Here is a 12,524-nt window from a genome sequence, read left to right on the forward strand (position 1 = left end):
TAAAAGGGGGCCGGTTGAGAACCGGCCCCTGTGATGCACGCACGGCAGAGATAGGCGGGGTTTTTAGTCGAGCAGGTCGCTCATGCCTGCGTCGTCCAGTGCCATGTCGACCCAGCGCTGCTCGATATCACGCTCTTCCAGCCACTCAAGGTAGGCGGGCTGACCAATCTCCCTGAACGCCGTCAACTCTTCTTCGGAGGGACGAATCACTTCCATACCCTGCTCTTCCAGGTAGGCAATACGCGCTTCTACCTGCTCCTCATTGTGCTCTCGGGCATTGTGATTGGCTTCGGCGACAGCCTCCATAAAGGCGCTGCGAAGCTCATCATCCCAACCTGCGATCATTTCACTATTGCCGACCAGGAACTGGTTGGAGTACTGGATATTGGCCAGGGTCAGATAGTCCTGCACTTCGTAGAGACTGCCCAAAATGATATACATTGGCGGGTTCATCTGACCATCGGCCACCCCTGTGCGCAGCGCCATGTAGGTTTCTGTCCATGGAATGGGCGTGCCGGAGGCACCAAAGGCCTCATAGAGGGCTACCTGGCTGGGGTCCATGGCTCGGAAGCGCAGCCCATCAAAGTCGTCAGGGTGGCTGATAGGCCTTTCATTATTGGTGAACGCTAAAAAGCCCCCCTCTTCCACGACCGCCAGCATATCTATACCAGCACGATCCTGAAGGGTATCGCTGACTGCCTGCCAATACTCACCTTCGTCGAAGAAGTCACGCGCTGCCTCGAAATCGTCGAACAGGAAAGGAATGGCGCTGACGAATATCTCATCAACGAGAGGAGACACACCTGCAAATGACGCCACGTTGAGCATGGGCGTATTCATGGTCTGCTCCATACGCTCCTCTTCTTCACCGAGCATGCTATTCGGATAGAGCTCAAGCTGGATTTCACCGTCAGTTTTTTCGTCTATCAGCGTTTTAAGATTCTCTGCAAAGACATGGACTGCATTCTTTTCAGGATCAGGAGCGCCGTTGTAGCTCAAGTTAACCGTGGTCGCCGCAAAGGTGTTTCCTGCCATCAAGGCAGAGCCAATCAGGCACGCTGAAATGAGTCGTTGGAGTGAAAAGTGTTGAGTCAATGTAGGGTGAGTAAGCATAAGTTGTTTAAACATAGTCAGTCTCCTGGTTTATTGTCGTGAGCTACGGGGCGCTATGGGCACGTTATTGGATTTATAAGTAGTACCTACTGAAAGATTAGGTATTGAGGTGTTGACTATGCAATACCTGAAGTGTGGCTTTTATTGCAACAGACGTGGCGCATCGGCCGCGAAAAAGCGCATGCCTTTCTGTAGATGAGCAATACAGGTGGTAGATGCGACCGGCAGTTCTTGTCCTTTCAGACTGACAATTTGCGCACGGGTACCATTCATGACCGGATAGTGCATCGGCAGTGTGAAAATTTCGCCACGCTCTATTTCATCCACCACGGTAAGCTCAGGCATGAACGTAACGCCGATGCCTGAACGGACAAAATTCTTCAACACCGATACAGAGTTGGTATGCAGGCGTGCTTCGAGATGAATCCGCTCCTGGTGGGCCACCATGTTGACCATTTGCCGCATACCGAAGGGGTTGTCCATCAATGCAAGGGGCCAACCCTTGAGGTCATGCAATGTCACGGGGTGATCCAGTTCGCTGAGCGGATGATTGGGTGGCACGATGACATCCAGCGGCTGGCGCGTTTCCACGTGGCAGAAAAGCTGCGGGTCTACCGGCGGAGCATAAAGCAGCGCTATATCCACTTCACGATCCTTCAGGAGCGACATCGCCTCGTTAACACCCGCCATTCGGATTTCAACATTAATGCCCGTAAAAGCCGACATGAAAGTGCCTAATGGCGCAGCAATGAGATCTGCGATGAATCCTTCTCCCACGGCTATTCGCACTTCGCCTTTCGTCAGGCTTTGAAGGGCCATGAGCTGAGAGAGCACGGCTTCTTCTGAAGCCCGCTGGGCATGAAAATGGTGCACCAGTAGCTGGCCCGCGGCGGTTGCCCGCATTCCCCTTCCGTGACGCTCGCATAGCTGGGTATCCAACTCTTCTTCCAGCGCTTTTAGTTGGCGACTAACAGCGGAGGCATCCACATTCAGGTGGGCCGCAGCGCGCCTGAGCGAGCCGCGGCGAATCACTTCATTGAGGTAGGTTAATGCACGTTGATTAAGCATAAAACAACCTGTTATTGGGTGCTTTATATCTTACCGGAAGCCTGCCCGGACTTGTCATCGTTGGGTCTAGGTTAGCGGTTGGTTGGCTTGCTGAGTGTGGAGGTTTCTATCCTCCACCGCATCCGCCAGCATATCGGCGGTAATCGCAGAGAGCGTCCAGCCCAGGTGGCCGTGGCCGGTGTTGTAGAACACGGTGGGTAATTTGCCGGGGCCGACCTTAGGCAGCATGTTGGGAAGCATCGGGCGTAGACCTGCCCAGGGCACTACGCGGCGGGTGCTGACGCCGGGGAAGCACTCTTCCACCCAGCGGATCAACGGGCGGATGCGGTTGTCGCGAATATCGCGATTGAAGCCGTTGAATTCGGCGGTTCCCGCGATGCGAAAGCGTTCATCGCCCAGGCGACTGGTCACCAGTTTGGTTTCATCGTCCAGCAGGCTCACGGTGGGGGCGGCCTGCTGAGAGGCGGCATCGTCAAGCTGCACGGTAATGGAGTAGCCTTTGACTGGGTAGATATTGACCCGGTCTCCCAGCTTGGCCGCCAGGGTACGGCTGCCCACCCCGGCGCAGACCACCACGCTATCGAATGTTTCACGCACCGGTTCATCGTCAGCCTCGCCTTCAATAGTGGCGGTGATCCATGCGTGCTGTTCGTCCGCACCGAGATCCTGCACGCTGTGACCATATTTAAGCGTTACGCCGCGGCGCTCGGCGGCTTGTGCCAGGCCGTGGGTAAACTTATGAATATCACCCGTGGCATCGCTTTCGGTGAAGAAGCCACCGTAGTAGTTGCCCGCCAGGGTGGGCTCAATGGTGCGCATCTCATCAGGGCTGACTGCCCGGCGTTCCAGGCCGCCTTTGCTGAGCAGTTGTGAGACTTTGGCGGCGTGGTCATAGCCGGCTTTATCGCGGTAAATATGCAGAATGCCTTTCTGCTTTAAATCAAAATCGATTTGCTCTTCCTGCGTCCACTGAAACAGATGCTCGCGTGCCGCTATGGCTAGCCGTGCGGTTTCGGTAGTGTTGGCAGAGTAGCGGGGAATCGAGGCGATAAATTCGCCAAACCAGCTGAGCTTGTGCCAGCTCGGGCGAGGGTTGACCAGCAGCGGGGCATCGTTTTTGAGCATCCAGCGCATGCCCTTGATCACAGTGGGCCAGTGGTTCCACACTTCGGCATTCGAAGCCGAGAGCTGACCGCCGTTGGCGAACGAGGTCTCCATGGCGGCGTAACGATGCTTTTCAAAGACGGTGACATGATAGCCACGTTTGGCCAGGGCGTAAGCGCTGGTAATGCCGGTGATGCCTCCACCGATAACGGCAATGCGTTGCATGTGTCTCTCCAGATTGTATGAGCGTCGGGAATACCACCTAACGGCGTAGCTGTTGGCGTACCCCTTCCGTCATGGAACCTGAGAGATTCACGCATCCGTTGGGTGCGCTTGCTCCTTCGGTGGGCTGAGTGACGCAGTCATCAGCCGCTCTTCGGAAAGTGATGGTGATAGCGGTCCGGTTGCCTGAGAGTTTCCGGGGCTGTTGCTCCTTCGGCGCTGGCGTCATGGTTTGTTAATGCGCCAAGCTCTCCCGATATCACGTTGCTGCCTATTGTTTTACAGCATTAGTTCTAACGCGATCAGTTTTAGCATGAAAGTCGACCATAGTCGTGAACGCTTATTCCACGGGGCTCACTCCAAGGGCCGGGCACGCTCGATGATCGCCGCGCAATCCAGCCCGGTGGGTAAGGTGCCGGTACTGAGGCTGCTGTGGTCAGCAAGCCGCCCAGCACAGAAGGCATCGGCCACATAAGCGGGAGCGTGCTGTGCCAGCAGCGCGCCTTGTAACGCCAGGGCCATGCCGTCCGCCAGTTGGCGAGCGCGGTATTGGAGCGCTTGGGTATCCTGCATCTGCCGCTGTAATTGGTGGATAAAGCGGTCAAGATGCCCATTGGCGCCCTGTGAAAGGCCGAGTTCGACGAAGTAGGCTTCGAGCACCTCGGGCTGTTTCTCAATCGCGCGCAGGATATCCAGACACTGCACATTTCCACTGCCTTCCCAAATGGCGTTGATGGGCGACTCGCGAAACAGGCGCGCCATGATGTGGGTCTCCATGACGCCGCTTCCGCCAATCACCTCCATTGCCTCGTAAGCGTGGTGGGGCGTGCGCTTGCAGATCCAGTACTTGCCCACAGGGGTGGCGATTCGCGAAAGCAGGCGCTCATGCTCATCGTCTTGATGATCCATGGCGCGGGCCATGCGCAGCATCAGGGTGGTGGCGGCTTCGCTCTCGATGGCTAGGTCGGCAAGCACGTTCAGCATCAGCGGCTGTTCACTGAGACGGGCGCCAAACGCCTGGCGATGGGTCGCGTGATGAATCGCCTGGGCGGTGGCCTGGCGCATACCGGCAGCGGAGCCAATCATGCAGTCGTAGCGGGTCATCGCGACCATCTCAATGATTGTGCGCACCCCACGGCCTTCGTCGCCCACCATCCAGGCAAAGGCACCGCGCAGTTCCGTTTCGCTGGAAGCATTCGCCACGTTGCCCATTTTGCGCTTTAGCTGCTGTATATGGAGCGGGTTCTTGCTGCCGTCGGGCCGCCAGCGTGGCAGCAGAAAGCAGCTCAAGCCGCCTGGCGCCTGGGCGAGTACCAGGAAGGCGTCGCACATCGGTGCCGAGACAAACCACTTATGCCCCACCAGCTCGTAGGCTTCACCTGGCCCAGCTTGGCCAATCGGATAGGCGCGAGTGGTGTTTTGACGTACATCGGAGCCGCCCTGCTTTTCGGTCATTGCCATGCCGATGGTGACGCCCTGTTTCTCAAAATAAGGCACGTTGCGCGGGTCGTAATGGGGCGCGGTGATTTTGTCTCCCCAGCTCTCAAGCAAGCTGGGTTGGTGGCGCAAAGCTGGCAGAGCAGCAAACGTCATGGTGATGGGGCAACCATGGCCCGCTTCTACCTGGGCCTGTAAAAAGTAGTTGGCGGCCCGATTAACATGCGCACCGGGCTGAGGGTTTCGCCAGGGGCTGGCATGCAAGGCGTGCTCTACCGCCGTTTGCATCAGCTGATGGTAGGCAGGGTGGAACTCGATCAGATCAACTCGATGCCCTTGCCGGTCATGGGTGACCAACTGAGGTGCGTAACGATTGGCGTCAAAGCCCAGGGCAATGGCCTCGGTGGACCCCGCCCACTGCCCAAACGACTTGAGAGCGCTATTGTTAGTACCACCTTCGCGTTTAACGCCCTCTTGAAGTGCGCGGTCAGCGGTGTAGCTGTTGTAGTTTTCCAGGGGTGGTGGCTGGTTTACCACCTGATGGGTATTGGCCTGGAGTTTATCGGCAAGTGGATAGTGTTGCGTCATTGGGATCACCGTTGACGTGGCGAACATCTCGTCTAAACGAACGTTTTATAACCTTATAGTAGTTGCATGGCTGAGACGGCGCTAAAAAGATGAGGGTATAAAGTAGGGAGAATTTGTTCTGCTTTGCTCAGCCAGTGTATTTAACCGACAATGCCAAGCTTATCCTTCTCAGCCTTGGGTACTATCAATGCAAGCAAACGCAATGCAGGCAAACGGTTTTTTTGACGAAATAGGCGAGACCATCGGCGAGGCAATCCGCGTGGTGGTTGAGTTCTTATTGGGCATATTTACCAATTTCTTTGGTGCCTTTGGCGATTTTATCGATGGCTTAACCCGTTCTCTGGGTATCAACGATTCTTTCTTTAGCATTGCCGTGCTGGTCGTTGGCCTATTGATTCTGTTTGGCGGTGTGCGTGCATTTCTGCGCGGCTCGCTGATAGGGGGTATATTTCGTACCTTATTGGGGCTGTTTATTCTTTCCTGGCTGATGATGTAAAGGGGGGCTTTACCCTTGAAGTAGCGCCCTTGAGCCAGTTTCATCAAGGGCATGATGGATTGTCATTTGCTTATTTGGTGCATTTTGTCATCATCTGCACTCATTTTGTGCAAAGCGAGTGCAATGAAAACTTATCTAGGCAAGATGCGAGGGCAGCCCATTAAGCGCACCCGAGTGGGTTGGCAGGATGCGGTGTGGTCATGGGTTGGCGCCTTTAGCGGTATGGCGGTTATCTGCTGGTTAAGCTCGGCTTGGCTCTCGCAACAGCTGCTGATTGTAGGCTCCTTCGGGGCGACATCCGTTCTTATCTATGCGGCACCGGAAAGCCCCTTTGCTCAGCCAAGCCATGTGCTGTTTGGCAGCGTGTTATCAGCGGGTATCGGCGTCGCTTGCTACCAGCTGCTGGGGGCGACACCGCTCTCGATGTCTCTGGCTGTATCGCTGTCGATACTTGTTATGCAAATAACCCACACGGTTCACCCACCGGGAGCCGCAGCTGCACTGATTGCAGTAGGCGGCGGGGCTAGCGTTCATCAGTTGGGTTGGTGGTACCCGCTGTTACCGATTGGCGCAGGTAGTGTAGTGATGCTGATCATTGCTATCTTGGTCAATAACCTTGCCCGGCATCGTCGCTATCCACGCTACTGGTAATGTTAAAAGCGGCTGAGTTGATGCTCCAGTGCGAATATATGGGCATCCTCTGCCCCTAGTTCACGTAGAGCGGCAGCCAGATTGACCAGGTACTCACGGTTAGGTCCGCTGGGGCCGTGTGCGTTAGCTATTTGTAACGCTATTTCGTCCAGCGGCGCCTCGCCTAGAAAGGCCGGGTTATCTTCGCTGGCGAGATAAATAAGCCCTTCGCTCTGTTCAGGCGTTTCGCTTCTGACATCGGTAAACGTCAGCGGAACTTTCTCCCGTAGGTAGCCGTTTTTCTCCCGAACATCCAGCGGTGCCAGTACTTCCGGTGTAATCCGGTAGGCCATGCCATGGCACACCGCTCCCTCAGCGGGAATTAAGGTGGCAACCCGTCCCGGTGATTCAAGCGTACCGCGATGGTCATGGGAGCCTTGCCAAAATCGCCGTTCCCAGCCGGTGATAAACGCCGGGCGGTGCTCTATATAGGCAAAGTCCGCCTTCCAGATCAGCGAACCATAGCCAAATAGCCAAATCTCGGCATGGCCATCGAAGAAATTTCTTTTTTGGTTAAGCGCAGTGGTATCAAGCATCGGTATCAGGCAACGTTTTTAAGTCACATTTTTCAAGTAACATGGTGGGCAACGACGGTGTAAAACCACCATCTTAACATGTCATGGATGATCACCTACTTGATCGTCAAGGCCACAACAGGAGGCTGCCATGCGCGCGATTTTTTTGGTCGATAACGGCTCGCTACGAGCGCAGGCAACGCTTAATTTACGTCGCGTGGCGGCGTCGCTTAGTGAGCTTATGGGTGAAACCGTACAGGCGGCCTCACTACTGCACTCCAATAAGATTTCCGTGGAAGAGGTTGATGGCATTCCCGCCACCACGCTTGGCCCCGCCGCTGAACGCAGTGCCGAACAAGGGGCGACAGAGCTCCTGATCCTGCCGTTCTTTTTTGGTCCCAGCAAAGCACTGACCGGCTACCTGCCCGAGCGAATGGCCACGCTGCAAGAGCGCTTTCCCCACGTGAAGGTGCGTGTGGCCCAGCCCTTGGTGGATGAATTGGGGGATAACGACCTGCGCCTAGCCCATTTACTGGCAGATAACGTGCGCGAGAAGCTTCGGCTAGGTACTAAGCCCCATGTGGCGCTGGTCGATCACGGCAGCCCGATTCCTGACGTCACCGCCGTGCGTAACCGCTTAGCGGGGCAGCTTAGTGTGCTGTTAGCCGATGACGTAGCGTGTGTTGCTGCTGCTTCTATGGAACGCCGCGAGGGTGATGAGTACCGTTTTAACGAGCCGCTGCTGGAAAACTTGCTGTTGTCACCCGAGTTCAATGCAGGCCCGGTCATCCTGGCGATGCTGTTTCTTTCGCCGGGTCGCCATGCGGGAGAGGGAGGCGATATCGCTGAAATATGCGCGGCGGCTGAACAGCAGCATCCAGAGCTTTCCGTTACTACGACCAAGCTGGTGGGCGAACATCCAGATATTGTCGATATTCTTGCTACTCGATTGCGCCAAGCGCTTGATGGTGAACGCTTTCTTCTCGATATCCCGGCAATCAACTGAATGCCCTAGCGGATGATGGATGAATGCCTGCCCAATAGCGCGTAGAATCGCGAGCCTTTCGTATTGTAAATAACACGCTAACCGGGCTCCTTTTGTGATCGCAACCGCCAATATCACCATGCAGTTTGGGGCCAAGCCCCTGTTTGAAAATGTCTCCGTTAAATTCAATAACGGCAATCGCTACGGCCTGATTGGCGCGAACGGCTGCGGCAAATCCACCTTTATGAAAATTCTCGGTGGCGATTTGGAGCCCACTTCTGGCCAGGTGATGCTGGATAGCAGTACACGGCTGGGTAAGTTGCGTCAGGATCAATTTGCGTTTGAAAACGAGCGCGTCATCGACACCGTGATCATGGGCAATGTCGAACTCTGGTCGGTGGCTGCCGAGCGCGAGCGTATTTACTCGCTGGCAGAGATGAGCGAAGAGGACGGCATGGCCGTCGCTGATCTAGAAGTGCGCTTCGCCGAGCTGGATGGCTACACCGCCGAGCCCCGCGCCGGCGAATTGCTACTGGGCTTGGGCATCCCCATTGAGCAACACACGGGCCCGATGAGCGAAGTCTCTCCCGGCTGGAAGCTGCGTGTGCTGCTCGCCCAGGCGCTATTCGCTGACCCGGATGTACTATTGCTGGATGAGCCGACCAACCACCTGGATATCAACACCATCCGCTGGCTGGAAGATATTCTCAAAGCGCGCAGCAGCACCATGATCATCATCTCTCACGACCGCCATTTCCTGAATAGCGTCTGCACCCACATGGCGGATCTGGATTACGGCGAAATTACCCTGTTCCCGGGTAACTATGATGACTATATGACCGCCGCTACCGCGGTTCGCGAGCGTCAGCACTCGGATAACGCTAAGAAAAAGGCCCAGATTGCCGAGCTGCAGCAGTTCGTTAGCCGCTTCTCTGCCAACGCCTCGAAGGCCAAACAGGCTACCTCGCGAGCGCGTCAGATCGACAAAATCAAGCTGGAAGATATCAAACCTTCCAGTCGTGTTAGTCCGTTTATTCGTTTTGACCAGGCCAAGAAAATTCACCGTAACGCTGTCAACGTGGATGGCATTACTAAAAGCTATAACGGCGAGAAGCCGCTGTTTGAGCGCCTCTCCATGACCGTGGAAGCCGGCGAGCGTATTGCTATCATCGGCCCCAATGGCATTGGTAAAACCACGCTGCTCAAAACGCTGGCAGGCGAGCTGCACCCGGATGCGGGTGAAGTGAAGTGGACAGAAGCCGCTGATGTCGGGGTTTTCGCCCAAGATCATAGCGATGATTTTGCCGTCGATGCCACGCTGTTTGAGTGGATGTCGAGCTGGACCACCGGCGGCGAGCAGGTTGTTCGGGGCGCGTTAGGGCGGATGCTGTTTTCCAGCGATGATATTGGCAAATCGGTGAAGGTGATTTCCGGTGGCGAGCAGGGGCGCATGCTGTTCGGTAAGTTAATCCTTACTCAGCCCAACGTCATGCTGATGGATGAGCCGACCAACCACCTGGATATGGAGTCTATCGAAGCGTTGAACCTGGCTTTGGAGAACTACCCCGGTACGCTGCTGTTTGTCAGCCACGACCGCGAGTTTGTCTCTTCACTGGCGACGCGCATTATTGATATGCAGCCGGAAGGTATTGTCGATTTCAGCGGCAGTTATGACGACTACCTGCGCAGCCAAGGGGTCGTGTAAACAAGCTTAACCGATGATGCGTTGGTAAGTGGCGTCAGTGGCAGGTTCACGCTCAGCATTGAGCAGCTTGCCCTGAAAAACCTCAGCGGCCTGTTTGGCAAGATCCACAAACACAATCATTTGCTGATTGCGCCGCTTATGCAGCGGGGGTTTTACCAACAGGCTTATGCCTTTTACTTCGTGATTGGAATCACGGTAGAGGTCAGGCATTTCGCCAGGTAGGAAAGCATTGGCTATCGTCACCGGATTGGAAGGTTGTTTGCCCGGCACATGGTAAACTTTGGTTACCGGGTCGTAGATGGCCTCTACCTGGCGTAGCCAATCGGTTAGCTGTTGCGTGGTTTCAGGCGAAGGGTTAGCAAATATCACAAACAAAGAGTGCAGTTTATGCGTTTTTTGAGGCTCTCTTTCGCTAGCCGCTGGTACTGACGTTGGCTCCGGGGCTGGCGCCGCCTGCTTGGTTTCCGTCACAGAAGGGGGCTTTTTTTCTGAACGTTTCCGGCGCTGAGAGAGCATGAAGTAGAAGAATAGCGCCGCTGCGATCAGCCCTAAGAGCAAGGATCCGCCCGCCAACAGGGTCACCATTGATGAATTTTCCATCTCCTCTACCTCCTCGTAGCCTCTTTTGGATTTGGATTGAGCCGCCAAATCGTCGCATTCAATGCCAGCGCCAACGCTACCCACAACCCATAAGGCACCATTAGCCACGCAGCTAGCGTGCTTACTTGGGAAAACAGCGCAATGGCGATAATAATTAATCCTAGTAATACCACAATATCGATCAGTGCGATGGCAATCTGTTTGCGTCCGAAGAACAGCCAGGACCACGCCGCATTGGCGAAAAGTTGTAGCACCTAAACCGCTAAGCTGGCGGTGCGCCACGCCGAGTCATCGGCCATGTAAAGCCGCCACGCAGCGATAGCCATCAATAAATACAGTATGCCCCACGCAATAGGAAAGGCGATATCCGGTGGTGTCCAGGTCGGCTTGCGTAACTCTCGGTACCAGCTATCAGGGCGAAAACGCGCACCGGTACTGGCGGTTAGGCCAACCAGCAAGAGCGACACCAGTAGAGAAAACAAGGAACCAACCATGTATCACCTTTTCGTTAAAACGAAAGAATCAATAGCCTAGCAGCGTTTGATAATAATCAGACATAAAAAAGCATCACCTAAGTGATGCTTTTCTGAGGAAAGGATTCAGCCATGGGCTAAAGTTAGATTAGCTTACCCTTTGCGGTCGTAGCCATTATCCATAAACGGATAATCGGTGTAGCCCTTCTCATCGCCACCGTAGAACGTTTCGTGGTTCGGCTCGGTGAGCGGCGCATTAACACGGAAGCGCTCCGGTAGATCCGGGTTAGCGATGTAAGGGCGGCCAAAGGCGACGGCATCAGTGGAGTTTTCGCTGATGCGTGTCTCGGCGCTTTCGGCATCGTAGTTGCCGCAGTAGATCAGGCTGCCGCTAAAGCGTTCGCGCATCTGCTCGCGGAAACCGTCAGGGAAGGTAATGTCGCCACCGGCCCAGTTGGGTTCATTCAAGTGTAGGTAGGCAAGACCACGCTTGGAAAGCTGCTCGGCCATGTAAAATGCCATTGCTTCCGGCTCATCGTCGGTCAAACCAAATAGCTCAATAAACGGCGTCATACGGATGCCGACTCGGTCTGCACCATAAACCTCAATCACCGCATCAATTACTTCCAGCGGGAAGCGAGCGCGGTTTTCCAGCGAGCCGCCATACTGGTCGGTACGCTTATTGGTGCCGGTCGCCAGGAACTGGTTAAGCAGGTAAGCGTTAGCTGCGTGAACTTCGACCATATCAAAGCCCGCGCGCTTGGCACGCTCGGCCGCTTGGCGATAGTCCTCGACAATACCGGGGATTTCATCGGTTTCCAGCGCACGCGGTGTGCTGGTGGGGTGCTGACCAGCGGTACCGTCTTCAAACTCGACGAAACACTGCGCGCCTTCGCCTTTCAGCGCGCTTGGCGCTACCGGCTGTTGGCCATCGGGTTGAACCATTTCGTGTGAAACGCGCCCAACGTGCCAAAGCTGCAGTGCCATACGACCACCTTTGGCATGTACAGCATCCACGACGTCTTTCCAGCCAGCTTCCTGTTCATCGGTCCAGATGCCTGGCGTATACACATAGCCACGGGCGGTCGCGGAGATATTGGTGGCTTCGCTAATAATCAACCCAGATCCAGCACGTTGCCCATAGTAGGCTTCCTGCATCTTGCCCGGCACGCTATCAGGCGTACGCGCACGAGTCAGCGGCGCCATGATGACGCGGTTAGGAATCGTCAGGCTACCAAGCGATGTAGGGGTAAATAGTGTTTCGAAAGCCATCAAGTAAGCTCCTTTTGAATGCTTCGATAAATAGTACGCCAAACAATAGACCAGTTTACTAGTTAATGCCAGCCATCGTATTTAAGGGGCTGCGATTCTCTATTTAAACTCATTGAAACCAAAACCCCGCTTCTTATGAACTGCACCCCAAAAGTTGGACACTCATCCAGCGATTGGGGTGTTTTTCATGGCGAAGTATAAGGAAGCGTTCAAGCTATTAGTCGTACAGCGCTACACAGAAGGACAAGAGGGTTAT

Annotated in this window: 11 protein-coding genes, 1 pseudogene and 1 riboswitch; of the genes and pseudogenes, 4 read left to right on the forward strand and 8 right to left on the reverse strand. The window is 55.1% G+C overall.

Annotated features, from left to right (window positions below; all coding sequences use genetic code 11):
- Window positions 1-63 precede the first annotated feature (63 nt).
- The 4 genes from dctP to V8L70_RS19935 all read right to left on the reverse strand — a co-directional run bounded on the left by dctP (window position 64) and on the right by V8L70_RS19935 (window position 5,532).
- On the reverse strand, window positions 64-1,128 hold the full coding sequence (gene dctP, locus V8L70_RS19920; RefSeq protein WP_431313237.1) for a TRAP transporter substrate-binding protein DctP: 1,065 nt from the start codon (window positions 1,126-1,128) through the stop codon (window positions 64-66).
- Between the two features lie 126 nt (window positions 1,129-1,254).
- Entirely contained in the window at window positions 1,255-2,181 is a 927-nt protein-coding gene (locus V8L70_RS19925) for a LysR family transcriptional regulator (protein WP_101145512.1), read from the reverse strand.
- A 66-nt stretch (window positions 2,182-2,247) separates the two neighbouring features.
- On the reverse strand, window positions 2,248-3,510 hold the full coding sequence (locus tag V8L70_RS19930) for a D-amino acid dehydrogenase (protein ID WP_101145513.1): 1,263 nt from the start codon (window positions 3,508-3,510) through the stop codon (window positions 2,248-2,250).
- A 161-nt stretch (window positions 3,511-3,671) separates the two neighbouring features.
- Window positions 3,672-3,773, reverse strand: a riboswitch (glycine riboswitch).
- 88 nt (window positions 3,774-3,861) lie between these two features.
- Window positions 3,862-5,532 (reverse strand): isovaleryl-CoA dehydrogenase, encoded by a 1,671-nt coding sequence (locus tag V8L70_RS19935; RefSeq protein WP_101145514.1) that lies wholly within the window; start codon window positions 5,530-5,532, stop codon window positions 3,862-3,864.
- 202 nt (window positions 5,533-5,734) lie between these two features.
- Between V8L70_RS19935 and V8L70_RS19940 the strand changes: the two genes are divergently transcribed.
- Both V8L70_RS19940 and V8L70_RS19945 read left to right on the forward strand, forming a co-directional pair.
- Window positions 5,735-6,028, forward strand: coding sequence for a hypothetical protein (locus V8L70_RS19940; RefSeq protein ID WP_008959277.1), 294 nt, complete (start codon window positions 5,735-5,737; stop codon window positions 6,026-6,028).
- Window positions 6,029-6,151: 123 nt separating this feature from the next.
- Window positions 6,152-6,679, forward strand: a complete 528-nt coding sequence (locus tag V8L70_RS19945) for an HPP family protein (protein ID WP_101145515.1) — start codon at window positions 6,152-6,154, stop codon at window positions 6,677-6,679.
- Between the two features lie 2 nt (window positions 6,680-6,681).
- Here V8L70_RS19945 and V8L70_RS19950 read toward each other — a convergent pair whose 3' ends face one another.
- Window positions 6,682-7,254, reverse strand: a complete 573-nt coding sequence (locus tag V8L70_RS19950) for a gamma-glutamylcyclotransferase (protein WP_101145516.1) — start codon at window positions 7,252-7,254, stop codon at window positions 6,682-6,684.
- A gap of 130 nt (window positions 7,255-7,384) precedes the next feature.
- On the opposite strand from V8L70_RS19950, the gene V8L70_RS19955 reads away from it, so the two are divergent.
- A complete protein-coding gene (locus tag V8L70_RS19955) occupies window positions 7,385-8,239 on the forward strand; it encodes a sirohydrochlorin chelatase (protein ID WP_101145517.1) in 855 nt (284 codons plus the stop codon).
- A 94-nt stretch (window positions 8,240-8,333) separates the two neighbouring features.
- Window positions 8,334-9,923 carry an ABC-F family ATPase gene (locus V8L70_RS19960; RefSeq protein ID WP_101145518.1) on the forward strand — a complete coding sequence of 530 codons (1,590 nt, stop codon included), beginning with the start codon at window positions 8,334-8,336 and terminating at the stop codon, window positions 9,921-9,923.
- Window positions 9,924-9,929: 6 nt separating this feature from the next.
- Here V8L70_RS19960 and V8L70_RS19965 read toward each other — a convergent pair whose 3' ends face one another.
- The 3 genes and pseudogenes from V8L70_RS19965 to V8L70_RS19975 all read right to left on the reverse strand — a co-directional run bounded on the left by V8L70_RS19965 (window position 9,930) and on the right by V8L70_RS19975 (window position 12,268).
- The gene (locus V8L70_RS19965) at window positions 9,930-10,523 is read right to left on the reverse strand and encodes a cell division protein ZipA C-terminal FtsZ-binding domain-containing protein (RefSeq protein ID WP_101145519.1); all 594 of its coding nucleotides are present in this window, start codon (window positions 10,521-10,523) and stop codon (window positions 9,930-9,932) included.
- Window positions 10,524-10,528: 5 nt separating this feature from the next.
- A pseudogene (locus V8L70_RS19970) lies at window positions 10,529-11,017 on the reverse strand (TspO/MBR family protein).
- A gap of 132 nt (window positions 11,018-11,149) precedes the next feature.
- Window positions 11,150-12,268 carry an alkene reductase gene (locus V8L70_RS19975; protein ID WP_101145520.1) on the reverse strand — a complete coding sequence of 373 codons (1,119 nt, stop codon included), beginning with the start codon at window positions 12,266-12,268 and terminating at the stop codon, window positions 11,150-11,152.
- Window positions 12,269-12,524: the final 256 nt, after the last annotated feature.

Origin of the sequence: Vreelandella arctica, assembly GCF_037070215.1 — a bacterium.
In the GTDB taxonomy this organism is placed as follows: domain Bacteria; phylum Pseudomonadota; class Gammaproteobacteria; order Pseudomonadales; family Halomonadaceae; genus Vreelandella; species Vreelandella arctica.

What these genes read in the sequence shown, in the direction of transcription:
- dctP (WP_431313237.1), bottom strand. Translation starts at nt 1,128, where the DNA reads ATGTTTAAACAACTTATGCTTACTCACCCTACATTGACTCAACACTTT.
- V8L70_RS19925 (WP_101145512.1), bottom strand. Translation starts at nt 2,181, where the DNA reads ATGCTTAATCAACGTGCATTAACCTACCTCAATGAAGTGATTCGCCGC.
- V8L70_RS19930 (WP_101145513.1), bottom strand. Translation starts at nt 3,510, where the DNA reads ATGCAACGCATTGCCGTTATCGGTGGAGGCATCACCGGCATTACCAGC.
- V8L70_RS19935 (WP_101145514.1), bottom strand. Translation starts at nt 5,532, where the DNA reads ATGACGCAACACTATCCACTTGCCGATAAACTCCAGGCCAATACCCAT.
- V8L70_RS19940 (WP_008959277.1), top strand. Translation starts at nt 5,735, where the DNA reads ATGCAGGCAAACGGTTTTTTTGACGAAATAGGCGAGACCATCGGCGAG.
- V8L70_RS19945 (WP_101145515.1), top strand. Translation starts at nt 6,152, where the DNA reads ATGAAAACTTATCTAGGCAAGATGCGAGGGCAGCCCATTAAGCGCACC.
- V8L70_RS19950 (WP_101145516.1), bottom strand. Translation starts at nt 7,254, where the DNA reads ATGCTTGATACCACTGCGCTTAACCAAAAAAGAAATTTCTTCGATGGC.
- V8L70_RS19955 (WP_101145517.1), top strand. Translation starts at nt 7,385, where the DNA reads ATGCGCGCGATTTTTTTGGTCGATAACGGCTCGCTACGAGCGCAGGCA.
- V8L70_RS19965 (WP_101145519.1), bottom strand. Translation starts at nt 10,523, where the DNA reads ATGGAAAATTCATCAATGGTGACCCTGTTGGCGGGCGGATCCTTGCTC.
- V8L70_RS19975 (WP_101145520.1), bottom strand. Translation starts at nt 12,268, where the DNA reads ATGGCTTTCGAAACACTATTTACCCCTACATCGCTTGGTAGCCTGACG.